Here is a 23,973-nt window from a genome sequence, read left to right on the forward strand (position 1 = left end):
GTCTCGGAGCAAACGGTCGGCTGACCGGCTTCAAGCCGCGGATAACAGAAGATGCACTTCTCGGCCTTGCCGCTTTTTCACGTCCTCGACTATTTCAAGGACGAAGCCCAGGCAATCGGCCATTCCCGCGAATGGGCCCGTGACTGGGTCGACAGCCGCGGTTAGTCGCGGCGGCCTCACTGACACGCGCAGTCTCGCGCGGTGAGCTTCAACACGGCGCATCTCATGATGCGCCGTTGCCGTTTACCCGTTGCAAAAAACCAATTTGCGCAACATGCCGGTCAAAAAATCCACTTATGGAAATATCGGTAAAAAGCTCGCACCTTTTCCTCAAGCAATCGTTTTCGCGGTCGATAAACAATCTGCCTGTATCGATACCCGTGGAGGATCAGGCGACAAAAAATTAACGCGTTCGAGGGTTGAGAGCCTCGCCACTAATAAACGCTTCAGGAGTCGCCACATGAATCTTAGAAACATCACCATCAGGAACAAGCTTATTGCGGGATTCGGTGTGCTTGCAGTCATTGTGCTGGGCGTTTCGGTTTTTTCGCTGCGCGCCTTGAGCAATTCAACGGATGGCTTCTCGAACTACGTGCATGGCCCGAGCGCACGCGCCGACGTCGCCGCGCAAGTGCGCACGGCGGTGGATCGCCGGGCTATCGCCGCGCGCAATCTCGTGCTTGTCACCAAGCCGTCCGACCTTGAACTCGAGAAAGCCGAAGTGATCCGGGCCTCGGAAGATGTGCAGACGAAGCTCAAGCTGTTGAAAACCATGGTCGCGAACGGACCTGGCAGCAGCGATAGGGCGCGCAGCCTTGTTGGCGAGATCGATCGCGTGGAGTCGCTTTATGGGCCGGTCGCGAATGGCATTGTGGCGCTGGCGCTCGCCGGCAAGCACGAGGAGGCGATCGTGAAGATGGACGATGAATGCCGCCCCTTGCTCGCCGCGCTCGTCAACGCTTCGAACGCCTATGCCGAATACACGCGAGGCCGTCAGGAGCAGATGGTGCGCGCGTCCGACGAACAGTACCAGACGCAACGCAACTGGCTGATCGCGATGTGCGTGGCCGCACTCGCTTTAGCGGTGGCGGCGGGCGTGTTCATCACTCATTCGATCACCGGCCCGATCCGGCGTGCGGTCGATGTCGCGAGCACGGTCGCACGCGGCGATCTGCGCAGCCGTATCGCGGTGACGCAGAAGGATGAAACGGGCCAACTGCTTGGCGCGCTTGCCGACATGAACGCGCGGCTGATCGAAACGGTGAGCCGCGTGCGCGAAAGCAGCGGCAGCGTCGCCAATGCGTCCACCGAAATTGCCACGGGCAATACCGACCTCAGCCAGCGCACAGAGGAACAGGCAGCATCGCTCGAGCAAACGGCGGCGAGCATGGAGGAACTGACGTCGACGGTCAAGCAGAACACTGAGAGTGCGCAGCAGGCAAGCGTGCTGGCGTCGAATGCGTCGGACGTCGCACGGCGCGGCAGTGAGGTCGTGAGCCAGGTGGTCGACACGATGCACGGCATCAGCACGAGTTCGACGAAGATCGCGGAAATCACGGGGATGATTGAAGGCATCGCGTTCCAGACCAATATCCTGGCGCTGAATGCGGCCGTGGAAGCGGCGCGGGCAGGCGAACAGGGACGCGGTTTTGCTGTGGTGGCGAGTGAGGTGCGCAGCCTGGCGCAACGGTCATCGAACGCGGCCAAGGAGATCAAGGAATTGATCGCCAATTCGGTGCAGCAGGTTCAGAGCGGCTCGGTGCTTGCGGGGCGGGCAGGCGAGACAATGGCGGAAGTCACGCAGGCGGTCGCGCGCGTGACGGACATGATGGAGGAAATCGCGGCGGCGTCGATTGAGCAGGGGCGCGGTATCGAGCAGGTGAATCAGGCGATCACGCAGATGGACGAGGTCACGCAGCAGAACGCGGCGCTGGTGGAGGAAGCTGCTGCGGCGTCGCAATCGTTGCAGGATCAGGGCCGCAGGTTGATGAATGCGGTCGCGTTTTTCCAGATGGAAGACGCGCCCGCGGCTGCCGCGCCGAACGTTCGCGCGCTTGCGAAAGCAGCGCCAAAAAGGGTTCAGGCTGCTCGGTTGCAGGCCGCGGGCAATGAGGGCTGGAGCACGTTTTAACCGGCTTTGAACAGGCCGGAAAAACCGCGCGGGCATCTTTGGACGTCGTGCTGTTTCCTTGCTGACGCGTTCGCCCGTGCGCTAGTAAGTGCCGCGATGCGGGATCGAAAAGTAGGTGGTCAGCATTTCCGCGAGACGCCAGGTGGCGCATGGGCGGCGGCAATGAGCATCGAATCCGGCGTGTTTGAGTGTTTCGATGGGATCGGCCGGCCAGACATTGCTGATCGCGACCAGCAGGCGGCCGCTGATGTCGGCGTCGGGCCGCAGCGCGCTGATAAACGCGTAACCGGACTCGCTGTCGAGCCGCGTGTCCAGTATCAGCGCCTGGGGTTTCCAGTTTTGCATCAGCGAACGCGCCGACTTGAGGTTCTGCGTCTGCATCACCTGTAATCCGGTGAGCCGCAGCAGTGCCGCGAGCGACTCGCCAATCAGCTTGTCCTGATGGGCAATCAGCACCCGGGGCGAGCCAACGGGCATGCGTGCCTGCTTGCGGCTCCAGAGTGCGAAGTGTCTTTCGTCATCGGTGCCTGAACGACTGCTCATGATGTCCTCCTCGTGGTTTTTATGTGAGTGGGCGCAACGCCTGACCGTTTCTGCTCTCGCTGGCTGCAGCGTCAAGTTCGGTAAAGGCGGTGTTACAGAGTCGATGACGCAGTGTCGCGTTTAAGCGTCTGCCGCAAAACCCGGTCGAGGAGGGGCATGGCGCGCGTTTTTCGGGGGGATTGAGGTCCCTCCCACCGATCCCTGCGAAAGGAGGGGTGGCGGGAGGTGCCCTTCCCGGTACCATCGAAGCGTGATTTATGGGAATGGCAATGGAAAACGGTAACTTCAAGACGGTGCTGCTGGTCGAGGACGAGGGGCTCACGCGAAGCGCCATGAAGAGCCTGATCCTTGCCAATGAACCGTTGCTCGATATCGATGAGGCCGACGGCATCGAACAGGCCAAGGAGAAGCTTTCCGGCGGCTCGTACGATCTCGTCTTTCTCGACTATCAATTACGGGGGAACTCCACGGGCCTCGATTTGCTGAACTGGATCGGGGAGCAGGAGCGCGAGGTACAGACCATCATGCTGTCCGCGCAAGACGACCGCGATACGGTGCTGGAATGCATCAGGAGCGGCGCATGCGGATTTATATCGAAGGCGAGCGAGCAGGGCGCGGGCGTGTTTCGCGAGGCCCTCAAGACCATTTTGAGCGGCCGGGTGTACTTGCCCAACAGCGTGCTTGGAAAAGGCGGCCACAGCCCCAAGCCGGTATCGACACATTCGGGCGTGACGGTCGAGTCGTTGAATTTACCGCCGCGCCTGACGGAAACGCTGCGTTACTTGCTGCAGGGTTTGTCGAACAAGGCGATCGCCAGAAAGATGAACATCAGCGAAAACACCGCGAAGGAGTATTCCAGCGATCTCCTCGCGCGGTTTCATGTGACGCGGCGGACGTTTCTGATCGTTGAAATGGCGCGCCGGGGTATTGAGATGCCAATGGGAGCCGCGGCGGCAACGGCGCGGTAGCAGTCAGCCGGGTTAGGCCTGAGAGACCAACACAAAAATGAAGGGCAGGGCATATCGCCCGCCCTTCAGTCAAAACAAATCAAACTGAAGCGAAGCTCGCGCGACGCTGCCCTTGCCGTTCAACACCGCAGCGCCGTTTCAGCAAACGACCGCCCCGATATCAGCGACGCAATCTGCCTGCGCAGTTCGGCGGGACTGACCGGTTTGCTGAGCACGTCGTGATCGCATGCAAGCGGCACGATCGTCGCCGCGGGTTCGCCCGTCACCACCAGGAACGGACAACGCCGGCCAAGCGTCACCGCGCCGAGCTTCGCGACTTCGCGGGCGGTTTTTTCATCGCGCAAACGGAAGTCCGTGATGATCAGGTCCGGGTATCGTTCAATCGATCCCAATATCTGCTCGAATTCCTCGAAGCTGCTGGCGGAGTCGAACAGCACGCCCCACTGCACGAGCAGCGCTTCGGTCGATGCCCGCACCAGGCTGTCATCCTCGACCAGCACCACATACAGGCCTTCGAGCGGCACTTCGAGATAATCCGCGGTGTCGCCGCGCGCGCGCGGAGCAGTGTCGCCAAGTGGCGACCCACAGATCGGCATTTCCAGAGAGAACCGCGAGCCGCGGCCTTCCGTCGATTTCAGCTCGATCCGGTGCTCCTCCAGCATGGAAACCACCGCGTTTACAATCGACAGTCCGAGCCCCAGGCCGCGATCATTGTCCTGTTCCGCGTTGCCGACCTGGAAGAACGGCTGGAAGATCGCGTCCCAATGTTCGGAGGCAATGCCAATGCCGTTATCGACGACGTCGATGCGCGTGCGCGTCGCCGAACGCACCACGCCCACGATAACCACGGGCAAGATGTTCTTGCTGGCATCGGCGTAACGAATCCCGTTCGATACCAGATTCGCGATCGCGCGGCCTAGCCAGTGCGCGTCGCTGCGAACGAAGACGGGCGTGCGGGGCATGCGCAGGCGCAGCTCCACCCCGTGCATGGCGGCAAGCGGGCGCAACTGCTCGGCGACTTCGGACACGGCGAGCGTCAGGTCGAATACGTGATAGCGCGGGACCACGCGGCCCGATTCGAGCCTCGACAGGTCCAGCACGGCGTTCAAAAAGCGCGCGAGGATCACGGACGAGCGACCCGATTCATCGATAAGCCGCGCGGCTTCGGTCACGTCGTCGTGACGCAGCGCTTCGGCGGCGGCCTGCAGGAACAGGTTGAGTGCGTGCATGGGCTGCCGCAGGTCGTGCGTGGCGGCGGCGAGGAAATTGGACTTTTCCCGGCTGGCCGTTTCCGCCGCCAACGTTTGCTGCTCCTTGAGGGATATCAGCGCGCGGGTTTTCGTATCCTGATCTTTCTTCGACGCCAGCAAATCCAGGTTCTTGCGCTCAAGCTGAACGTTGGCGGTGAGGAGCTCGTTGTTGAGCACGCCGAGTGCGCGTTCGGCCGCGAACCGTTCCCGCGATACGCGCTCCGCATGAACACACACGCCATGCCCGATCACGACCACGTTAAACAGATAGAACATGCCCATGTAGAAGTCTTCGGGCGAGAGAATGCGAATGGTGAGCTGAAGCAGGACGATGCTTGAAAACGTGACCACGGCGGCGCTCAGGGCCACCATCGACTTCAGATAAAAGAAACCAAACTGGAAGAAAAAGACCAGATAAAGGCCGACGAAATACCATGTGTAGTTAAAGGGCCGGGGCGATATGGCGACCAGCAGGAGCAGCAGCAGATTGCAACCGTAAACGCCCATGAGAATCACCCGCTGGGATGCGGCATGGGTTGCAAACGAGCCTCTGAGGGCGAGGCTCATCACGAATACAAGCCACACAATGCCCGCCACCCGCAATGCCATGATCTCCATGAATACGGGCTCGAGCGCAGTGCTCACGCGGCCGAAATTGAAGTCGTACCAAAGAAAGCAGATCCATACGGTCAACGCAAGCAGCGCCGACGCACGCCGGAATGCGCAAAAGCGGCGGCTGTGGTCCTCGAGGAACTGTGCTTCCAGTGATGCGTCGGGGAATGCCTTGGGAACCGACAGATTGCGGATGAGGCTCAGGCCTGCGTCGCGTGCGGATGCCGAAACGAGTTGTGACGGCGTTGGCGTGGCGATTTCGGCGGTGCGCTCCGGTACGTCCATGATTCGCTCACTCATTAAAAACGTGACCGGCTACTTTAGCGGAGCACGCGTCCTATGAAAACCTCGTAATGCAGGGACTTTTTAGCGTTCGGCCGATGACGGCTTCGTGTCATTGATTCAATGACGCAAAGGCTATCGTCATTCAAACTCCCTCGCATGAAGATTTATTCCCTGCGATTGCCGCTTTTATCGTGTTTATCGCGCGCGGCACGTAGTGGTCAGGTCCAGGCTGATCCATATAGGACGAAAAACATGGCGCATGTTTTCATTACCGCCCCTACGGGGTGCCGCTGCCAGCTTGCAAGCGGGTTGCCGGCATTTGTCTGCTGAATTGAAAATTCAGGCTAGATCGGTTCGGAAATCTCGATCAAATTCAAATCGGGATCGCGAATATAAACCGAGCGAATTTTCTGCGTCGCGCCAGTCCGCTCGACCGGGCCTTCAATAATCGGCCAGTTGCATTGCTTCAAATGCGCAATCACATTGTCCAGAGGAATAGCCGCGATAAAACACAAATCGAGCGCGCCAGAAACCGGCAAATGCGCCTTGGGCTCGAACTCCTTGCCGCGCACATGCAAGTTGATTTTCTGATTGCCGAATTGAAACGCGCTGCGCCCTTCGCCGAAGGTTTCGAATTTCATTCCGAGGACGCTGGTGTAGAAGTGACGGGTCGCCGCTTCGTCAATGCAGGTAAGAACCAGATGATCCAGGTGATCGATGATTGCCATAACAAACTCCCTTGCATGCAAATGTCTGTGGTCGGGCGGCTGAACGGGGTTCATGGCAAAGTCTGGGCATAACGCTTCACATACTCATTGCTGCCCGACACAGGAGTCTTGCCGATGTCCGATTTCGTCCTCGATAATCCGTTTCTCGAATACCTCGATGCTCGCCACGTTGCCTGGGAACACGGCTATGCCGAGTTTCGCATGCCGATCCAGGCCAAGCATCTGAACCGGCGCGGCGTGCTGCAAGGCGGAGCCGTGGCAACGCTGCTCGATGCCGCCTGCGGTTATGCCGGCGTGTATGCACCCGAAGGCGAGCCGGCGATTCACGGCTTTACATTATCGCTGACGGTCAATTATCTGGACACGGGGCTCGGCGAAAGCGTGACGGCGAAGGGTTTCATAGAAAGACGGGGCCGCAGCATTTACTTCGCGCGCGGCGAAGCGTGGGTGGACGACAAGATCCTGATCGCGAGCGCGCAGGGAACGTTCAAGTATTCTGGACTCAAGAAAGGCTGACGAAGCGCCGGTCTTTCGACGCTCCGTTCCCTGTCAGCAGATTGTCAACGCCTCATGCGGCCGGCTTCAGCACGACCTTGGTCCAGCCGTCGTCGCGGGCATCGAAATGCTTGTAGCCTTCGGGCGCTTTGTCGAGCGGCAATTCGTGCGAGATGATCAGCGACGGTTTTGCCTTATCGGCGGCGATCAGGTCGCGCAGCTTGCGGTTGTACGCCTTGACGTTGGCCTGCCCCGTTGCTATGTGCTGACCTTTCATCCACATCGAACCGAAGTCGAACGCGAGTTGCCCCTTTTTCATGAGTTCGTCGGGCGATTGCGGATCCTCCGCTATGAATACGCCCACTACGCCGATGCCACCCGTCGCGCGTACCGATTTCACCAGATTGTTCATCGTCAGGTTCGGGACTTCGTGGCCCTTGCAACTGCATTGGTAGCCCACGCATTCGCAGCCGCGGTCGGCGCCTTCGCCACCGGTCATTTCCAGGACCTGGTCGACGGCGGAACCGTCGCTGTCATCGATGGGAATCGCGCCGATTTTTTCCGCCAGCTTCAGCCGGTCGGGATGCGAGTCGACGACCATCACCTTGCTCGCGCCCTTGATGTTGGCTGACATTGCGGCCATCAGGCCTACCGGACCCGCGCCGTAGATCACCACGCTGTCGCCGGCTTCCACGCCGGCGAGCACGGTTGCGTGATAACCCGTGGGAAAAATGTCCGACAGCATCACGTAATCGTTTTCCTTCTCTTCGGCATCTGGCGGCAACAACAGGCAATTGAAATCGCCGAACGGTACGCGCAGGTATTCGGCCTGTCCGCCTTCATAGGGTCCCATGCCCGCGAAACCATATGCCGCGCCCGCCATGCCGGGGTTCGCCGTGAGGCAGAAACCCGTCAGGCCCTTCTCGCAGTTCTTGCAGAATCCACAGCCGATGTTGAACGGCAAACACACGCGATCGCCTTTCTTGATGCGCTCCACGCCCGAGCCGACTTCCACGACCACGCCCAGGTTCTCGTGGCCAAAGATGCGGTTCGTTTCCATGTTGGTACGGCCTTCGTACATATGCAGGTCGGAGCCGCAAATGTTGGTCGTCGTGATCTTGACGAGCACGTCTGTTGGGCGTTCGATCTTTGCGTCCGGCATTTCCTTCACTGTCACCTTGCGGGGACCTTCGTACACGAGTGCTTTCATGAGTGCTCCTTGATATGAGGGGTCCGCCGGCTGGCGGCGCAATGCTTCTTCAGCAGTAGGCATACCTGCCATGAACGCGAAAGCTGTCCGGTAACGATGACTGGCGCACGCTCAAGCCGCGCAGATTTTGCGAAATTTGCGGGCGGATGACAGCGTTGCGCGCATGGCGGCATTCGCACTTGTGTCGTCTGGGTCCTAGCACCATGACGCGATTGTTCTAGGAGCCGGGTTTATGGTCGCATCTACTCGATAAAACCGATCCAGCCCGCATGGCCTGCCGGTTCGCCAATCCTTTTCCGGGAGTCATCGAATGTCGAGAACGTTGGAAGCGCCGCCTCCTGAAGTCGATCTGAAAACGTTGCGCCGGGTGATCCTCGCGGCGTCGATTGGCAACTTTGTCGAGTGGTTCGACTTCGCCGCGTATGGCTTTCTCGCGACCATCCTCACGCGCGAGTTTTTCCCGAGCGGAGATCCGGCGGTCGGGCTGCTCAAGACCTTCGCTGTGTTTGCCGTGGCGTTTGCATTCAGGCCGCTGGGCGGGATCGTGTTCGGCGTGATCGGCGACCGGATCGGACGCAAGCGCACGCTCGCGTTGACCATCTTGATGATGGCCGGCGCGACCACATTGATCGGTTTATTGCCGACGTATGCCGCGATCGGCGCCTTTGCACCGCTGCTCCTGACGATCATCCGCTGCGTGCAGGGCTTTTCCGCTGGCGGCGAATATGCGGGCGCGTGCGCCTACGTGATGGAACACGCGCCGCAACACAAGCGCGCGCGTTATGGCAGTTTCGTGCCGGTATCGACGTTTTCGTCATTTGCGGTCGCCGCGGTCGTGGCCTATGCGCTCGATGCCTCGCTTTCCGCCGACGCCATGAGCGCCTGGGGCTGGCGCGTGCCATTCCTCGCGGCCGCGCCGATCGGCCTGATCGGGCTGTATCTGCGGATGAATCTCAACGAAACGCCGGCGTTTCGCGCGCTCGAAGGCGAACACGCCGTCGAGCATGCGCCGCTACGCGATACGCTGCGCACGCAGGCTGCGGGCATCCTGAAGCTGGGCGCATTTATCTCCGTGACGGCGCTGTCGTTCTACATGTTCACCACGTACTTTGCGACGTATCTGCAAGTCGCCGGCCATCTGAATCGTGCGACCTCGCTGCTGATTACCGTGATCGCATTGTTTTTTGCCGCGGCGCTGTGCCCGCTCGCGGGCTTGTATTCGGACTTCGCAGGACGCCGGAAAACGGTGCTGACAACGTGCGTTATCCTGATCGCGACTGTGTATCCGTCGTTTTCGCTTGGCAGTTCGGGGCAGTTTTTGCCGTCGGTGCTGGGCGTTGGCATGCTGGCAGTCGGCGCGGTGTTGTCAGGCGTGGTGACCGCACCTTTGTTATCCGAAATATTTCCAACACGCACGCGCTACACCGCTTCAGCCATTACCTACAACCTTGCTTACACCATTTTCGGCGGCACCGCGCCGCTCGTGGCGACCTGGCTCATCACGACGACTGGCAACAACATGTCGCCGGCGCTGTATCTGATCGTGATCTCGGTGATGGGCCTGATTGGCGGAATGATGTTGCCGGAGACATCGAAGGTATCGTTGCACGGCGCGCAACCCGCCGCATCCGATGCAAGTCCTGCAACCCTCAAAGCCGTTGCATAGAAAGCGGGCGGCTATTGCTGGACATGCCCGGCCGCCGCGATCACGCGATGCACGAAGCGCAGTTTTTCCACCACGGGCGGAGCAAGCGCGAACGGGTAGGCGTCGGGCATGCCCAGGCTGCGGTTCAGGCTGTTCAACGCGTAGGTGAGTGGAAACCACTGGTGCATCAGGTTATCGAACGTGGCTTCGCCGTTGGCCGGCTGTGCAACGAGCGTGGGATCGAGCGTGTTCAGCGGCGCGAGCGCCACGCCGCAGGCGCGGGCGGTATCGATGGTATCGAAGATGTGCAGGTAGTGCGCCCACGTCTCCGCCCAGTCCTCCCAGGCATGCGTGGTCGCGTAGCCGCTCACGAACGACTTGTTCCAGTCCGATGGCGGACCTTCCTTGTAGTGCCGCGCGAGCGCTTCGCTGTAGCTCGCGCGTTCGTCGCCGAAAAGATCACGGAAGCTTGAAATCCACGGCGTATCCGCGATCAACTGATCGAAATAATAATGGCCGATCTCGTGCCGGAAATGCCCGAGCAAGGTCCTGTAGGGTTCGCCCATGGCGAGGCGCGCGCGCTCGCGCTGGGCGTCGTCGGCTTCGGCTATGTTCATCGTGATCAGGCCATTGTCGTGGCCCGTCAGCACGCGCTTGCCGCGGCCGTCCTCCATGAATTCGAACTGCAGCCCGGTCTTTGGATTGTCCTGCCGCGAATCCACGCGAAGTCCGAGCGCGCCGAGCGTGTAGAGCAGGCGCCGCTTTGCCGCTTCAAGGCGAAACCAGTAGTAGCGCCGGTTCGGCACGCCAAGGTTCGGAATGGTGTGCGTGAGACGGCACGCGTGGCAAAGAGGATCGCCGGAATCGGCCGGCACCATCCAGTTGCACACTTTCTCCACCGCATAGTTGTGGCACGGCTTGTAGAGGCCCGCATTGTCCCGCTCGGGATGGCGGCTGCGCCAAAGGCCGTTGCCGGCGTCTTCGAACGCGCTGATCTCGGCGAGTTCGGGAATGAAGCCGAGCAAGGACTCGCAGCGTTCGCAGCGGAAGTTCTCGAAGAACACCAACTGATTGCAGTGGTTGCAATGGAAAGTTTTCATGAGCCCGGAGTTAGAAGCGCGCGTGAGAAACGCGTGATACGGGTTCCAGTACAGCCGGAAAGCGCGCTGACTAAAGGTGGCTGTTCAGCGTTTCAGCGATTTGCAACGCGAGCATACGCCTGATTGCGCAGCAACCTGCATGCCGCTAGTTCAGGCGCGCGGTGAGATACGCGGTCACGGCGATCTTGTATTCATCGACGAGAAGACGGCGCTCCCGTGGCTTCGCGGCCACGTAGAGCCCAGGCAGCCCTTTCACGATTTGCAGCAGCACGTGCGCGATGCGCAGCGCGTCGGCGGCCGTCAGGCTTTCCCGGCGATCCACGAACAATTCAGCGAAGCGTTGCCGCAGGCGGCTGCGATCGTCTTCGCTGCGTTTGGTGGGCGTGGACGCAGCCGATAACGCCAGATACGCCGGATGATCGCCAATGAACCCCACGATCAGGTCGACCAGCCGTTCCGAAAGTTCGGCTGTGCTGGCGGTGCGCGCGTGTTCGGCGAGCGCGCTCCAGCGTTCGTCCATGAGCGCGCCGTATTCGGTGCGCAGCGCAATGGCGAGCGCGTCCTTGTTCGGGAAATATTGGTAGACCGCGCCAATCGATGCACCTGCGCGCGCCGCGATTTCTGTCATGGTGGCGGCTTCGAGGCCGCGTTCGGCAATGACCGCGCCCGCGGCCGCGAGCACGTCTTGCATGCGCTTTTCGGCGCGTTCTTGCTGGGGAATGCGTCGCATGGTCGAACGTCTGTGTCAGGGAACGCTCAGGTTACACGCAAGTTACTCGCGAGTTACACGCAAGTGCGCGGCTCAGTCGGCCGGCGCCTTGACGCTCCTTGCCTGTGCCGGGGGCATGGAGCCTGAGGCCGGCGTCACTTCCCATCCTCCGCCGAGCGCGAGGAACAGATTGACCTGATCGATGGCAACTTGCCCCTCGGCCGCCGATAACTGCGCATTGGTCGATGTCAGCACGCGTGTTGCATCCAGATCCGCAATGAACGATTCGCGGCCGGCCAGGAAGAACCGGTGCGTCTGGTCAGCGGATTCAGCGGCGGATTTCTGCGCGGCGCGCAAGGCGTCGGCGCGGGCGTAGTCGGCGGAATAAGCCGCCAGACTCGACTGCGTCTCGCGCAGCGCCTTGAGCACGACGCCATCGAATTGGGCGAGCGCTGCGTCGGCGCCATATTGCGCCTCGTGAATCCGGCCGCGTGCACCATTCATCGGGAAGGTCCAGCTGATGAGCGGCCCGAAGCCCCATCGCGCGGTGGGCTGCGTGCCGAGGTCTTCCAGCACGCCGGTCAGTCCGGCCGACGCGCCAATGCTCACCGTGGGATACAGCGCGCCCGTCGCCACGCCAATGCGCGCCGTCGATGCCGCCAGCCTGCGCTCGGCCTGCCGCACGTCGGGACGGCGGCGCAGCAGTGCGGCGCCATCGCCAACGGGCAGCGGCTGGGCGATCGTTGGCGTCTTGTTGCACGAGAACACGGCTTTAGGCAAATCTTCGGGCGAGCGTGCGAGCAGCGCCGCGAGTTGATACTGCGCGATCTTCCGGCGCGCGGTGTACACGGGGATATTCGCGCTGAGCGTGGCGACCTGCGTCTGACCGGCGGTCACATCCGGCGCGTTGCCGCGTCCCGCCTGCTGCAACCTGCGCGAAACCGATACCCGCTGCCGCTGCAACGCCAGCGATCGCTGCGCGATCACGAGTTCTTCCGCGGCCGAGCAGTTCTGCACATAGGCGCGCACCACGTCGGCCACGACTGTGATCCGCGCGAGATCGGCGGCGGCCTGGGTTGCGTCGCTATCGGCTGCTGCTGCTTCCACCCCTCGGCGCAGCGTGCCGAAAAGATCGAGTTCGTACGAAATGTTGATGCCGATATCGCCTTCGTTCGCGACCGGAATCTTCTCGAAGAGCAGGTACTGTTCGGCGGATTCCTGCGCGCGCTTGAACGCCGCCGATGTGCCGCCCGAAAAGCCGCCCTGCGCTTGCGCAACGCTCAGCGCCGCGCGCGAGCGCCCGAGGTTCGCCGCCGCCACGCGCAAATCCGTATTCGACGCCATGGCTTGCTGCACGAGGTCATCGAGGACGGGGTCATCGTAGAGACGCCACCAGTGCGAGGGCACGTCTGCCGTTGTTACCGTCGGCTGGCCTTGCGCTCCGTCGAGCGGCGCGTTCGCATACGGCGCGTTGACGGCGGCGGTTTTGGGCACTGAATAATCAGGGCCGACCGTAAAACACGCCGCGAGCGCGAGCACGAACGGCGTCAGGGCGAGGGCGCGCGGCATCTTCATTTGCTTGCCGCCGGGACAGAAGCTGCTGCGCCCGTGGTAACGGGAACCACGCCGCTGGCGGTCGAAGGCGCGGACGCAGCCGAAGCCGATGAAGCGCCACGAGCCGCCACAGGCGCACCACGCCCCGGCGACAGGTCGCGCACCGATACCGTCGCCGTACGCCCCGCGATCATGCGGAAATCCGCCGGCACGTCATCCAGCGCGATGCGCACTGGAATCCGTTGCGCAAGCCGCACCCAACTGAACGCCGGATTCACGTTCGGAAGCAGGTTCGACCCCTGCACGCGATCGCGATCCTCGATCCCCGCCACGATGCTCTGCACATGCCCGCGCAAAATGGCGGGCTCGCCCATCACCTTGATATCCACCGGCTGGCCAATGTCGATACCGCGCAGCTTCGTCTCCTCGAAGTATCCATCCACGCGGAACGAATGCAGATCCACCACCGAGAGCACCGAGCGTCCCGCCGTCACGAATTCGCCGGTACGCGGCGCGCGGTCGTTGAGATAACCGTCGACGGGACTCACGATCGTGGTGCGCTGCAGATTGAGGCGGGCAGTATCGATGGCGACTTCCGCATCCGCCAGCGCCGCTTCGGCCTGTTGCACGCGCGAACGGCTTTCCTCCGTGATCTCGCGCGCGACGAGGTCGCCGAGCGTGCGGTTGCGCGCGTCTTCGCGGCGCGCCTGATCGAGCGTCGCGCGGCGCTGCAATGCGGTCGCCTGCGCCTGGCGCAAGGTCAGCGCGTAACGCGCCTGATCGATGACAAACAGCACCTGGCCCGCTTTCACCGGCTGGTTATCGACCACTTTCACGTCCACGATCAGGCCGCCCACGTCCGGCGCCACCTGCACGACGTCGGCGCGCACGTGGCCGTCGCGCGTCCACGGCGCGAACATGTAGTAGGCGACGAGCCGCCACAGCACGAACGCGGCGATTGCCACGACGACGAGCGTAAAGAGGATCTGTCCAATGGAGAACCAGGTTTTTTTCACGGTAATAGCCGATGCGAAACAATGACGACGACGCCGAGCACGATCACATAGATCGCGAGGTCGAAGATGGAACGATGCCAGACGAAACGGTACAGGCCCACGCGCGCGAAGACGCGCGTGAGCACGAGGCAGAGCAGGTACGAGACCAGCATCAGGATCAGAACGGCCGGCAGGAAAACGCCGTAGATATCGATTTCGCCGATCATCGCGGGATGCTTCGTGAGGAGATAGATAAACGGCGCGTCATGCGGGCTCCGGTTCGGGCGGCAACGCGGACGCGACTGTGTCCGGAAACAGCGAAAGACGCATCCCGACGAGCGCATGCAACGCGTCGCGGACCTGACGCCCCGGTGGCGAAACCTGGCCGGGCTGACCTTGCGCGGCGTCGGCTTCCGCCTGCACCGCGCCGCCAGGGCGCGTGATGCGGGTCAGCGCGGTATCGATTGCCACTTCCAGGCTTGCCGGCACCGGCTGCCGCGATCCTCGCTCGACGTTCTGCTGGAAATAAGCGCGCACGCCTTCGAGCACGCCATCCACCGACGCCAGTTCCGCCTCGCTCAGCCTGCGCCGCAAGCGCCGCAGATCGAGCGCGTTGAACGCAATGCGCAGATCGCGAAAACTTTCGATGGACGGATGGCGGCGGTCATCGGTGGCGGCGAGGCGCGGGACGATCTGCATCATGCGGTCGATCATGCGGGCGGTCAGGTTCTTCTGGTCATCGACAGGACGCGTCGACGCGCTCAGCACCACGTCGCGCCAGCTCGAGCGGATCAGGCGCGACGCCGCCAGTTCCGCGCCGAACGGCCGCGTCACGCGCGTCCAGACGAACGCGAACAGCAGCCCGGCCGGACCCGCGAGGTTGCTGTTCATGAAGGTCAGGAAATTGGCGTCGTAGGTGCCCTGAATACTGATGAATGTGGCCGTGTTCACAGCCGTCAGCATGGTTGCGAGGTTGAACTGCGGCCGCGGGATCAATGTCCCGATCAAGATGAACGGCACCGCGAACATGATCACGAGCATGGGGAAGTCGTGCACGGTCGGCAGGATCACGAAGAGATACAGCGCCGCAAGCACAACGGCAAGACACGTGTAGATGAAGAACGCGAACACTTGCGGCGCGGGTTCATCGAGCGCGGCGAAAAAGCAGCACGCGACGGCGGCGAGCGTCACCGCGCCCGCGCCGTCGTTCCAGCCCGACGCAATCCAGATGCTCATTGAAACGAAGATGGCGAGCATGGCGGAGCCGGCCGAGAACAGCAACATGCCGCGATCGAAGTATTGCTGCGTGCCGCCGAGCCGCCAGTGGCGATAACGCGGCCGCCACGATCCTTGCTCATTGGCAATGATCACGCGCAGCGAGCGGCAGTCCTGCCACACATCGACAAGCTGTTTCAGCCGCCACAGCGTGTTCGACAGCAGCGCGCCATCCCACGTGCGCAAGCTGTCCGCACTGGGTTGCATGCCGGCAATGCGGGCGCGCAGGGCGTCCGCGTGCGCGTCGGCGAGGGCCGAGTCCGCGCCGGTGTCGACCGGTTCGTCGAACCACTTGACGATATCGTCAAGCAGCGGCTTCAGGCCTTCCGGCGGCGTTTTCTGGCCGCCGAACAACGCCGCGAGCGGGTCGCCGATTGCCGACATGATCGGCAGCAGCAACTGCATCCGGCCGCGCAGCGCCTGCGCGCGGGCCAGCACGTCGGGCCGCGTGTGGTCGTACGCAAGCTGGCTCAGCAAGAATTCGAGCTGGTTGACCGTGGATGCAAGCCGCTGCCGGCATGCCGAAATGGCTTGACCCGAAAGCCTGCCCGAGAGCGTTTCCTTCGCGTAGAACGCGGCGTCGCGGAACCAGGCGTCAGTGCGTTCTATCAACGCGGGTGCGAGGCGACTCGGGAACAATGCGCTGCCGACCACGCTCGCGCACACAATGCCAAGCACGATTTCCTCGGTCCGCGACACGGCGAGATCGAAGATGCCGGCCGGATTCATCACGGACGGCAGCGCGATCAGCGGCATGGTGTAGCCCGCCAGCATGAAAACGTAGCTGCGCGCGGTGCGGTCGGAGATGGCGAGAAACAGCAGCGTGCCGGTCCAGATTGCAACAACGGCGCTGAATATGTAGGGCGACTCCACGAACGGCGGCACGAACAGCACGGCGGCGGACGCGCCGATCATGGTGCCGAGCGCCCGATACAGTGCCTTCGAGCGCGTTGCGCCCACGAACGGATTCGACACGATGTAGACCGTCGCCATTGCCCAGTAAGGACGCGGCAATTCCAGCTTGAGGCCTATATACAGCGCCAGCATGGAGGCAATAAAGGTCTTGACCGAAAACAGCCAGTCACGCGAAGTGGGGTACGTCATGATGCGCTAGACGCCTTCTTCCTTATCGGTGCTGGCCGGATCGGGTGCCGACGGTGCCCGGACTACCGCCTGCGACGCGGAAACCGCCGCGCCCAGTTTAAACGCAGCGAATACCCGCAGGGTGGCTTCCAGATCTTCGCGGCTGATGTTTTCCAGCACGCCGGCGCGCAGGCCGATCAGTTCCTTTTCGATCGTTGCCGTTACGCTGCGGCCTTCGTCGGTCAGGGAAATGATCTTGGCGCGCCGGTCGTCGGGGTCTTCGTCGCGGCGCACGAGGTTCGCCGCGCATAGTTGATCGAGCAGACGCACGAGCGATGGTCCTTCTATGCCCGTCATTTCCGCAAGCACGACCTGCCGCACGGGCGCGTCGAGCCGCGCGGCAATGAGCAGCGGCGTTGCGCAGGCTTCGGAGACGTTATAGGCGGCGATCACGCTGTGGCTGGTTCGCCGCCACTGACGGGAAGCGATCACGAGCGCGCTGCTCACGGATTGTCGGAGGACGTCGATTGTCGGCATGGCGCGCATTGTATTTCGACGACAATTCGTTAGCAAGCTATTGAATCGTGATTTTCGAGACTTGTGGGCGCAGCCGTAGCCTGAAGTTAAACGCTCGTGCGTTTTCGAAGCAGAAGGTCGCTCAGAACGGTGAACGCCATTGTTGGGAGTTCATCGAGTTTTCGAACGACAATGTTATGCGCATAAAACTTTTCTACGGCGTCATCCAGCAAGCCGATGCCGATGAGTTCGACGCCCGACGCCGCAATCTCTTCGATACGCGCCCGCAAGTCAGTCTGCAAGATGACCGGATGGCCATCTCCAGTGGCGGGATAACCGTCGGAGAGAACCATCAGAATGCGGCGATTGGCGCGTTGCGCGAGGAGCCGGCTGGCCGCCCAGACCAGTGCTTCGCCGTCGGGATTCTCGTGACCGCACGCGATCTCGCTCAAGCCTGCGGCGTTGTTGGACCCAAAGCGCTTGTAGACCTGCAGGTCGAGTCGTTCCAGCTTGCGGTTGTATCGGCTCAAGTCAGCGCCATCGGCGAGCATTTGCTCATAAAGCGCGCGCATCTCCGGCGATTCAACCGAGCTATATCCGAGCACTTCGCATTTGAAGGACAACTGTATCAGCGCATCGCACAGCGCCGCCGCGCACAGGCGAGCCAGGTCCATTTTCTTACCGGCCATCGAGCCGCTGCGATCGATCAGCAAGGTCACGGCGGCGTCACGCCCTTCGGTTATGCGTTTGACGCGAAACGGCGTTCGATACCCCGGGGACAGCACGAGCTTCACCAGCGCCGGCCGGTCGATCTCGCCACGTTCCTGATCCCGTTTCCAGTGCGTTTGTTCGTCGGCCTTGAGCGCGCGCTCCAGACGCGCGGTCAGCGGCGCTGTTTCCGCGCGCGCGAGCGCGCGAAGGTTTCGCCACGCGGCGGGATCGCCTCGGCCCGTCAGGTCCGTGACGATATCGAATGCGGTCGTCAGTGGGATCGAGAGGCGCGGGCGGCCGTCGACCATGTCGAACGAAATAGCCGCGGCGGGTGATTGGGCTTCGGACGGCTGGGCGGTGGCATCGGAGGGCGTTTGGGACGCAAGGGCTGCATCGGCCGTCGCTGCGTCCTGCGTTTCCTGTGCGTTCTCCAATGTAGCGTCCTGATCGCCGTGCACGCGTTCAGCGTCGAGGGTCTCGTCGGCGTCGGCGGTGAACATCATGGTATTGACGCCGCCCGCGCCGAGGGACCTTATTCGCTTGACCAGCGCCTGCGCATTTTCGATACTTTCGCGCGTCGACCGGCTGGCGCGCGCACGGTTCAATGCGTCGCTCACGGCGCCAAGCGTGGCGTCGAGTGCGGGCGTGCGCTCCGTGACAGCTGGCGTTTCGCTCCACAGCGCGCCTTCGATCAACCAGATCAGCTTGTCGCGCCAAGGCAACGTGGGCCATCGAGCGTGCGTGGCGCGCGCTTTTTGCTTTCGCAGCGTGCCTATGTATCCGCGCGCGCCGGGATAGTCGTTGAACAAACGCTCGCATACACGCCGGTCCTCAATGACTTGCGCGAGTTGCCGGGCCGGACCCGGCGGCAGGGCGTCGAGCCGATCGATAGCGGAAAACTTCCAGCGCGCCGCCAGCAGGTCGAGTTGGCCGGTCAGGGCGTCCGCGTTTAAGGAATCAGGAACCGCCGATTCGGGCAGCACGATCCGGTCACATTCGACACGAGGACCGTGGGCATCGAACGAGACGGTCACGCCGTAGCGCCCCGTCAGGACGCGCGCAAGCCGGCTTAGTGTGTCAGGTGCGAGTTGGGGGAGTGGGGAGGCGCTCACGAGAGCTGCTCATTCATCGAACGCGATGTGATGCCGGATGATGCTGCGAATCAGCGCGGCGTCTTCCGCGCTCACTTTCGCGTAGATGGCCGGCCCGGCGGCGCGTTCCGGATCGCCGGAACGCAACATCAATTCAGCCCAGTCGAGCAGGCGCCGCGTGGAAAACGCGCTCGCCAGATCGTCGCGCGCGAACGCCGCGCGGCAATCGGCGGCGATCGCCGCAAGCGTATTTGCCATTGGCTGCGTGATCCGCGCGCCGAGGGTGCGCATCAGCACCTCGGCTTCCTCCTGCGGCGACAAATAATCCATCAGATACACGCGCCAGCGGTCGAGGAAGGCTTCGTTCATCAGGTTCGCGCCCTGATACAGATGCCGGTAGACGCTCATTGCGCCTACCGCGTTCGCGGTGGCGAACAGCCGGAACGACGGATGCGGTGCGACCCGTTCGTTGCCTTTTTCCTTGAGCAGCAAGTGTCCGTGTGGTTCGAGGACCGCAGTCAGCACGGCGAGAATCGATGGTTCGGCGAAATCGATTTCATCGACTACGAGCCACAGGCCTTCTCGCATGGCCGCGGGCAGCACGCCGTCCACCCAGAGCGTTTCTCCGCCTTTGACGGTCCAGAACCCGACGAAATCGCCGATGGTCGTCTGCCCGTTCATGTTCGCCCGCAGCACGCCATGCTGCGAGCGTGCTGCAACTTGTTCGATCAAGCTGGTTTTTCCCGCACCCGTATGACCGATCAGCATTACGCGCCGGTTTTCCACGATGTCCTGAAGGATGTCGGCAAAACGCTCGGGGAACAGGTAGGCGGGGTTCATTCGCGGCACAGGCGCGCCGGCGTGGCCGAGCGGTATCTCGACCGCGCCGATCGCCACGTGGGCGTCGTCTGATTGCGAGGGCGAAACGGGCGGCGTTGCAGCCGAAGCAGTGCGCCTGAGATCTTCCAGAAAGCCGTTTCGGCCTTCAACCGCTACGGGTGCTTCCTCGGCGCCGGGACGGAGAAATCCCTCCCGATGCCATTTTTGCAGCTTCGATTTCAAGTTTTCCAGATCGACGACCGTGTCGATATTCGCCGGCGCGTCGCCGCGACCATGCTCGATCCGATACATCTGCGGCCTGTCGGAGAGCGTTACGCGCCACCATTCGGTGCTCTGCCCAGTCGAACGCTCATAGCGGCCGACATGAGGATCGTCTTGCAGTTGGTGGACGGACGCATTCATGAGGGTGGCGGATGGTTGCGGTGGATGAGGTCGACGCGAGCGCATCTATGGAACTGTACACGTGCAGGGCTGATCGCGAGGTTTGCTCATCGAGAAATTACTATAGCTATCTTAGCTATCTTGCTGAAATTTAACGAATAGATTATTTTTCACCTTAGTTGTTAGGAATTCTCCATAAGCTTATGAAAGCTATACGAAAATTAAGGTTTGAAAGGCGCGACCATTCAAGTAACGGATGAGACGTGAACAAAGAGTACGTGAATTATCAGATAAACTGTATAAGTTATTGATTTATAATTATTTTATATAGAAATTTGAGGAAAATTATAGATGTATGCTATAACCTGTTGAATACAAACAAATATCAATCTTCGGTCTTTATGACGCGCGACACGACTGCGCGTCCGGGATGGCAAAATAGCGGGTCCACGACCCAGGAGCCGCAATGAGCACCCCGATCCAGCACGACTTTCGCAGCGACACCGTCACACGACCCGGACCGGAGATGCGCGCCGCGATGGCGTCGGCGGAAGTCGGCGACGACGTTTTTCGCGACGATCCCACGGTAACCCGCCTCGAGGAAACGCTCGCCGAGCGCTTCGGCAAGGACGCCGGGGTATTCCTGACATCGGGTACGCAATCGAATCTGACCGCGCTGATGGCGCATTGCGAACGGGGCGATGAGTTCATCGTGGGCCAGCAGGCGCATGCATATAGATGGGAAGGCGGCGGCGCGGCCGTGCTTGGCAGCATCCATCCGCAACCGCTGAGCAATCAGCCCGATGGTTCGCTGGCATTGTCGGAGATCGAGGAAACGATCAAGCCCGACGATTCTCACTTCGCGCGCACGCGCTTGCTGGCGCTGGAAAACACGATTGGCGGCAAGGTTCTGTCGCACGCGTACATGGAGGCGGCGACCGCGCTCGCACGCCGGCGCGGGCTCGCAACGCATCTCGATGGCGCGCGCGTTTTCAACGCGGCCACGGCGCTGAAGATGCCGGTCGCGACGCTTGCGCGCCCGTTCGATACGGTGTCGGTGTGTTTATCGAAGGGATTGGGCGCGCCGGTCGGCTCGGTGCTGGTCGGCAGCGCGCCGCTGATCGCGAAGGCACGGCGTACGCGCAAGATGCTGGGCGGCGGTTTGCGGCAGGTCGGGATTCTCGCCGCCGCCGGTCTTTACGCACTCGAACACAACGTGCAACGGCTCGCCGATGACCACGCGAACGCCAGAACGCTGGCCGAAGGGCTGGCGTCGTTCGGTCAGCTCAAGGTCGCCATGCCGGATACGAACATCGTTTTCGTTGAAGTGGACGGTGCGATTGCCGAGGCCTTTTCAGCGCATCTGGCGGCGCACGGAATCGGCATCACGTCGGCGTATGGGGCGACGAAACAGCGCTGGGTGACGCATCTGGACGTCGACCGGACGGCGGTCGAAAACGCGTTGAACGCAGCGCGCTCGTTCTTTGCCGGCAGATAGACCGGCTGCGCGCCGCTAAGACGCCTTGATGAAATCGATGAACGCACGCAGCGGCGCGGGCATGTGCGTGCGGCTCTGGTAATACAGAAACGGCCCTGAAAAGTGCTCCCACCAGTCCTCAAGCACAGGCACGAGCGCGCCGCTGTCCAGTTGCGGACGCAAAAATTCATCGAAGGTATGGATCACGCCCAGTCCGGCGGTCGCGGCCGCCACTTCAAGCTCGATCACTGATGCCACCAGCGGACCTTGCGGTGTAAAGCGAACCTGTTCGTCGCCGCGCACGAAATTCCACGCCGCCAGCACGCCGCTCGCGAACCGGTGTCCAATGCACGCATGTTCCAGCAAATCGCGTGGATGCTCGGGGCGCCCGTGCGTATCGAAATAAGCGGGTGAAGCCGCCGCCACGAAATGCTGCGTGCGCGGGCCGATGGGCACGGCGATCATGTCGCGCTCCAGACGTTCGTCGTAGCGGATACCTGCGTCGAAACCGGCCGCCAGCACGTCGATAAACGTATCGTTCGATACCACTTCCAGCGTGATGCCCGGATGCGCGGCCAGAAAACGCGTGACGATAGGCGGCAGCACATGCATGGCGACAATCGTCGGCACGTTCAGGCGCAATGTCCCGGTCGGGCTGTCCCGGAAGCTGTTCACCGCGTCCAGCGCGCCCGCAATTTCGCCCAGCGCCGGCCCGAGCCGTTCCATCAGGCGCTGGCCCGCTTCGGTCACCGTGACGCTGCGTGTGGTCCGGTTCAGGAGGCGCACGCCCAGGCGCGCTTCCAGCCGGCGGATTGCCTCGCTCAATGCCGACGCGGAAACGCCGCGCAACCGCGCCGCCGCCCGGAAGCTGCGGACCTCGGTGACCGCCATGAAAGCGCTGAGATCGGAGAGATCGGGATCGTTCATTGTGCGTTTTATCGTACAGCCCGTTCTATAAAGGCCGGATTGTCGCACGCCGGATCGGCTTGCATACTCCTCTCACTGCATGACATTCCCTCGCAATCACGCGAGACGCGAACAGGAGAATCGATATGGAACAAAGGCAACTTGGCAAAACAGGTCCACGGGTATCCGCGCTCGGACTTGGATGCATGGGCATGTCCGGCATGTACGGACCGTCGGAGCGCGGCGAGAGCATTGCCACGATCCACGCCGCGCTCGACGCGGGCATCAATCTCATCGATACGGGCGATTTTTACGGCAGCGGCCACAACGAAGCGCTGATCGGCGAAGCGTTGAAAGGCACGAAACGCGACGCCGCCGTCATCAGCGTCAAGTTCGGCGCGCTGCGCGATCCGGCCGGAGGCTGGGGCGGCTACGATGCCCGGCCCGCCGCCATCAAGAATTTCCTCGCGTATTCGCTGCAGCGCCTGGGGGTGGATTACGTCGATATCTATCGTCCCGCGCGGCTCGATCCGAACGTGCCAATCGAGGAAACCATCGGCGGGATTGCGGATCTGGTGAAGGCGGGTTACGTGCGGCACATCGGCTTGTCGGAAGTCGGCTCGGAGACCATCCGGCGCGCGGCGGCCGTGCATCCGATCGCCGACCTGCAAATCGAATACTCGCTGATTTCGCGGGGTATCGAAGACACCATTCTCGATACATGCCGCGCGCTCGGCATTGGCGTGACGGCGTATGGCGTGTTGTCGCGCGGGCTGATCAGCGGGCATTGGCAAGCGTCGCAGAATCTGGCGGGCAGCGATTTTCGCGCGCATAGCCCGCGGTTCCAGGGCGAAAACGCGGAGCGCAACCTGAAACTCGTCGATGCCTTGCGGCGAATCGCCGAAGCAAAGAACGTTTCCGTGGCGCAGATTGCGATTGCGTGGGTCGCGGCGCAAGGCCAGGACATCGTGCCGCTGATCGGCGCGCGCCGCCGCGAGCGCTTGACTGAAGCGCTGGGTTCGCTCGGCGTCGCGCTTTCCGCCGATGACCTCGCCGCAATCGAACAGGCCGTGCCGAAAGGCGCAGCGGCCGGCGATCGATACGCGGCCGCGCAAATGGCGCATCTGGACAGCGAGAAGAGCCACGGCTAAGCGGTCCTCCTTTGGCGCGTTCTGATTGCAGGTTGGCGCGATCGGATTAGTGCCGCATGCCGCGCGCTCCTAGAATCGGTGAACACTTCAACTCGTTGTTCATCGTCAAAAGGAAGCGCGTCATGTCGTCAGTCTGGCTTATCACCGGCAGTTCCCGTGGCATCGGCCACGCGTTGGCAAACGCGGTACTCGCAGCAGGCCATCGCCTTGTCGCGACCGCGCGCCGCCCCGGCGACCTGCGCGCGCTCGTCGAGCAATACGGCGAGCGCGTGCGCACCGTCGCGCTGGACGTGACCGATCCGGCCTCGGCGCGTGCC

Annotated in this window: 21 protein-coding genes; 7 read left to right on the forward strand and 14 right to left on the reverse strand. The window is 62.1% G+C overall.

All coding sequences use genetic code 11. The annotated features are described in order from the left end of the window. Positions 1-460: 460 nt before the first annotated feature. Positions 461-2,131, forward strand: a complete 1,671-nt coding sequence (locus AWB64_RS30040; RefSeq protein WP_060859061.1) for a methyl-accepting chemotaxis protein — start codon at positions 461-463, stop codon at positions 2,129-2,131. An 81-nt stretch (positions 2,132-2,212) separates the two neighbouring features. Here the strand turns inward: AWB64_RS30040 and AWB64_RS30045 are convergent, their stop codons facing one another. Then, a complete protein-coding gene (locus tag AWB64_RS30045; RefSeq protein WP_060859062.1) occupies positions 2,213-2,674 on the reverse strand; it encodes a response regulator in 462 nt (153 codons plus the stop codon). A 269-nt stretch (positions 2,675-2,943) separates the two neighbouring features. On the opposite strand from AWB64_RS30045, the gene AWB64_RS30050 reads away from it, so the two are divergent. Beyond that, positions 2,944-3,642: a response regulator transcription factor gene (locus AWB64_RS30050; protein WP_060859079.1), complete on the forward strand. Its 699-nt coding sequence runs from the start codon at positions 2,944-2,946 to the stop codon at positions 3,640-3,642. A 119-nt stretch (positions 3,643-3,761) separates the two neighbouring features. Here AWB64_RS30050 and AWB64_RS30055 read toward each other — a convergent pair whose 3' ends face one another. Further along, complete coding sequence (locus AWB64_RS30055; RefSeq protein WP_244164256.1) at positions 3,762-5,804, reverse strand: ATP-binding response regulator; 2,043 nt, start codon at positions 5,802-5,804, stop codon at positions 3,762-3,764. A gap of 329 nt (positions 5,805-6,133) precedes the next feature. Continuing rightward, on the reverse strand, positions 6,134-6,517 hold the full coding sequence (locus tag AWB64_RS30060) for a VOC family protein (RefSeq protein WP_060859064.1): 384 nt from the start codon (positions 6,515-6,517) through the stop codon (positions 6,134-6,136). Positions 6,518-6,631: 114 nt separating this feature from the next. Here AWB64_RS30060 and AWB64_RS30065 point away from each other — a divergent pair, with 114 nt between their 5' ends. Further along, positions 6,632-7,033: a PaaI family thioesterase gene (locus tag AWB64_RS30065; RefSeq protein ID WP_060859065.1), complete on the forward strand. Its 402-nt coding sequence runs from the start codon at positions 6,632-6,634 to the stop codon at positions 7,031-7,033. A 52-nt stretch (positions 7,034-7,085) separates the two neighbouring features. Here the strand turns inward: AWB64_RS30065 and AWB64_RS30070 are convergent, their stop codons facing one another. Next, a complete protein-coding gene (locus tag AWB64_RS30070; RefSeq protein WP_060859066.1) occupies positions 7,086-8,222 on the reverse strand; it encodes a glutathione-independent formaldehyde dehydrogenase in 1,137 nt (378 codons plus the stop codon). A gap of 310 nt (positions 8,223-8,532) precedes the next feature. Between AWB64_RS30070 and AWB64_RS30075 the strand changes: the two genes are divergently transcribed. Beyond that, on the forward strand, positions 8,533-9,888 hold the full coding sequence (locus AWB64_RS30075; RefSeq protein ID WP_060859067.1) for an MFS transporter: 1,356 nt from the start codon (positions 8,533-8,535) through the stop codon (positions 9,886-9,888). 11 nt (positions 9,889-9,899) lie between these two features. Here the strand turns inward: AWB64_RS30075 and AWB64_RS30080 are convergent, their stop codons facing one another. From AWB64_RS30080 to AWB64_RS30120, 9 genes are all read right to left on the reverse strand, one after another. Continuing rightward, positions 9,900-10,967 (reverse strand): zinc-binding metallopeptidase family protein, encoded by a 1,068-nt coding sequence (locus AWB64_RS30080; RefSeq protein ID WP_060859068.1) that lies wholly within the window; start codon positions 10,965-10,967, stop codon positions 9,900-9,902. Between the two features lie 145 nt (positions 10,968-11,112). After that, complete coding sequence (locus AWB64_RS30085) at positions 11,113-11,697, reverse strand: TetR/AcrR family transcriptional regulator (protein WP_060859069.1); 585 nt, start codon at positions 11,695-11,697, stop codon at positions 11,113-11,115. A 72-nt stretch (positions 11,698-11,769) separates the two neighbouring features. After that, positions 11,770-13,251, reverse strand: a complete 1,482-nt coding sequence (locus AWB64_RS30090; protein ID WP_060859070.1) for an efflux transporter outer membrane subunit — start codon at positions 13,249-13,251, stop codon at positions 11,770-11,772. After that, the gene (locus AWB64_RS30095) at positions 13,248-14,246 is read right to left on the reverse strand and encodes an efflux RND transporter periplasmic adaptor subunit (protein ID WP_060859071.1); all 999 of its coding nucleotides are present in this window, start codon (positions 14,244-14,246) and stop codon (positions 13,248-13,250) included. Before AWB64_RS30095 ends, AWB64_RS30090 begins: the two co-directional genes overlap by 4 nt. Then, complete coding sequence (locus AWB64_RS30100) at positions 14,243-14,452, reverse strand: DUF1656 domain-containing protein (RefSeq protein WP_060859072.1); 210 nt, start codon at positions 14,450-14,452, stop codon at positions 14,243-14,245. Before AWB64_RS30100 ends, AWB64_RS30095 begins: the two co-directional genes overlap by 4 nt. A 37-nt stretch (positions 14,453-14,489) precedes the next feature. Then, a complete protein-coding gene (locus AWB64_RS30105; RefSeq protein WP_060859073.1) occupies positions 14,490-16,604 on the reverse strand; it encodes an FUSC family protein in 2,115 nt (704 codons plus the stop codon). A 6-nt stretch (positions 16,605-16,610) separates the two neighbouring features. Next, a complete protein-coding gene (locus tag AWB64_RS30110) occupies positions 16,611-17,120 on the reverse strand; it encodes a MarR family winged helix-turn-helix transcriptional regulator (protein ID WP_060859080.1) in 510 nt (169 codons plus the stop codon). A gap of 86 nt (positions 17,121-17,206) precedes the next feature. Continuing rightward, a complete protein-coding gene (locus AWB64_RS30115; protein ID WP_060859074.1) occupies positions 17,207-18,922 on the reverse strand; it encodes a cobaltochelatase CobT-related protein in 1,716 nt (571 codons plus the stop codon). Between the two features lie 9 nt (positions 18,923-18,931). Next, positions 18,932-20,143, reverse strand: a complete 1,212-nt coding sequence (locus AWB64_RS30120; RefSeq protein ID WP_060859075.1) for an AAA family ATPase — start codon at positions 20,141-20,143, stop codon at positions 18,932-18,934. 445 nt (positions 20,144-20,588) lie between these two features. On the opposite strand from AWB64_RS30120, the gene ltaE reads away from it, so the two are divergent. Continuing rightward, positions 20,589-21,620: a low-specificity L-threonine aldolase gene (ltaE, locus tag AWB64_RS30125; RefSeq protein WP_060859076.1), complete on the forward strand. Its 1,032-nt coding sequence runs from the start codon at positions 20,589-20,591 to the stop codon at positions 21,618-21,620. Positions 21,621-21,635: 15 nt separating this feature from the next. On the opposite strand, the gene AWB64_RS30130 is transcribed toward ltaE, so the two are convergent. Continuing rightward, positions 21,636-22,526, reverse strand: a complete 891-nt coding sequence (locus AWB64_RS30130; RefSeq protein ID WP_060859077.1) for a LysR family transcriptional regulator — start codon at positions 22,524-22,526, stop codon at positions 21,636-21,638. A gap of 125 nt (positions 22,527-22,651) precedes the next feature. On the opposite strand from AWB64_RS30130, the gene AWB64_RS30135 reads away from it, so the two are divergent. Together AWB64_RS30135 and AWB64_RS30140 are read left to right on the forward strand one after the other, a co-directional pair. Beyond that, on the forward strand, positions 22,652-23,656 hold the full coding sequence (locus AWB64_RS30135; RefSeq protein ID WP_060859078.1) for an aldo/keto reductase: 1,005 nt from the start codon (positions 22,652-22,654) through the stop codon (positions 23,654-23,656). 122 nt (positions 23,657-23,778) lie between these two features. Further along, on the forward strand, positions 23,779-23,973 hold a 195-nt coding region (locus AWB64_RS30140; protein ID WP_157766732.1), incomplete at its 3' end, for an SDR family NAD(P)-dependent oxidoreductase.

It is taken from the genome of Caballeronia sordidicola (genome assembly GCF_001544455.2).
In the GTDB taxonomy this organism is placed as follows: domain Bacteria; phylum Pseudomonadota; class Gammaproteobacteria; order Burkholderiales; family Burkholderiaceae; genus Caballeronia; species Caballeronia sordidicola.

Bases quoted from the DNA above. Each gene is read 5' to 3' on its own strand.
- AWB64_RS30040 (WP_060859061.1), top strand. From the start codon at position 461: ATGAATCTTAGAAACATCACCATCAGGAACAAGCTTATTGCGGGATTC.
- AWB64_RS30045 (WP_060859062.1), bottom strand. From the start codon at position 2,674: ATGAGCAGTCGTTCAGGCACCGATGACGAAAGACACTTCGCACTCTGG.
- AWB64_RS30050 (WP_060859079.1), top strand. From the start codon at position 2,944: ATGGAAAACGGTAACTTCAAGACGGTGCTGCTGGTCGAGGACGAGGGG.
- AWB64_RS30055 (WP_244164256.1), bottom strand. From the start codon at position 5,804: ATGAGTGAGCGAATCATGGACGTACCGGAGCGCACCGCCGAAATCGCC.
- AWB64_RS30060 (WP_060859064.1), bottom strand. From the start codon at position 6,517: ATGGCAATCATCGATCACCTGGATCATCTGGTTCTTACCTGCATTGAC.
- AWB64_RS30065 (WP_060859065.1), top strand. From the start codon at position 6,632: ATGTCCGATTTCGTCCTCGATAATCCGTTTCTCGAATACCTCGATGCT.
- AWB64_RS30070 (WP_060859066.1), bottom strand. From the start codon at position 8,222: ATGAAAGCACTCGTGTACGAAGGTCCCCGCAAGGTGACAGTGAAGGAA.
- AWB64_RS30075 (WP_060859067.1), top strand. From the start codon at position 8,533: ATGTCGAGAACGTTGGAAGCGCCGCCTCCTGAAGTCGATCTGAAAACG.
- AWB64_RS30080 (WP_060859068.1), bottom strand. From the start codon at position 10,967: ATGAAAACTTTCCATTGCAACCACTGCAATCAGTTGGTGTTCTTCGAG.
- AWB64_RS30085 (WP_060859069.1), bottom strand. From the start codon at position 11,697: ATGCGACGCATTCCCCAGCAAGAACGCGCCGAAAAGCGCATGCAAGAC.
- AWB64_RS30090 (WP_060859070.1), bottom strand. From the start codon at position 13,251: ATGAAGATGCCGCGCGCCCTCGCCCTGACGCCGTTCGTGCTCGCGCTC.
- AWB64_RS30100 (WP_060859072.1), bottom strand. From the start codon at position 14,452: ATGATCGGCGAAATCGATATCTACGGCGTTTTCCTGCCGGCCGTTCTG.
- AWB64_RS30105 (WP_060859073.1), bottom strand. From the start codon at position 16,604: ATGACGTACCCCACTTCGCGTGACTGGCTGTTTTCGGTCAAGACCTTT.
- AWB64_RS30110 (WP_060859080.1), bottom strand. From the start codon at position 17,120: ATGCCGACAATCGACGTCCTCCGACAATCCGTGAGCAGCGCGCTCGTG.
- AWB64_RS30120 (WP_060859075.1), bottom strand. From the start codon at position 20,143: ATGAATGCGTCCGTCCACCAACTGCAAGACGATCCTCATGTCGGCCGC.
- ltaE (WP_060859076.1), top strand. From the start codon at position 20,589: ATGAGCACCCCGATCCAGCACGACTTTCGCAGCGACACCGTCACACGA.
- AWB64_RS30130 (WP_060859077.1), bottom strand. From the start codon at position 22,526: ATGAACGATCCCGATCTCTCCGATCTCAGCGCTTTCATGGCGGTCACC.
- AWB64_RS30135 (WP_060859078.1), top strand. From the start codon at position 22,652: ATGGAACAAAGGCAACTTGGCAAAACAGGTCCACGGGTATCCGCGCTC.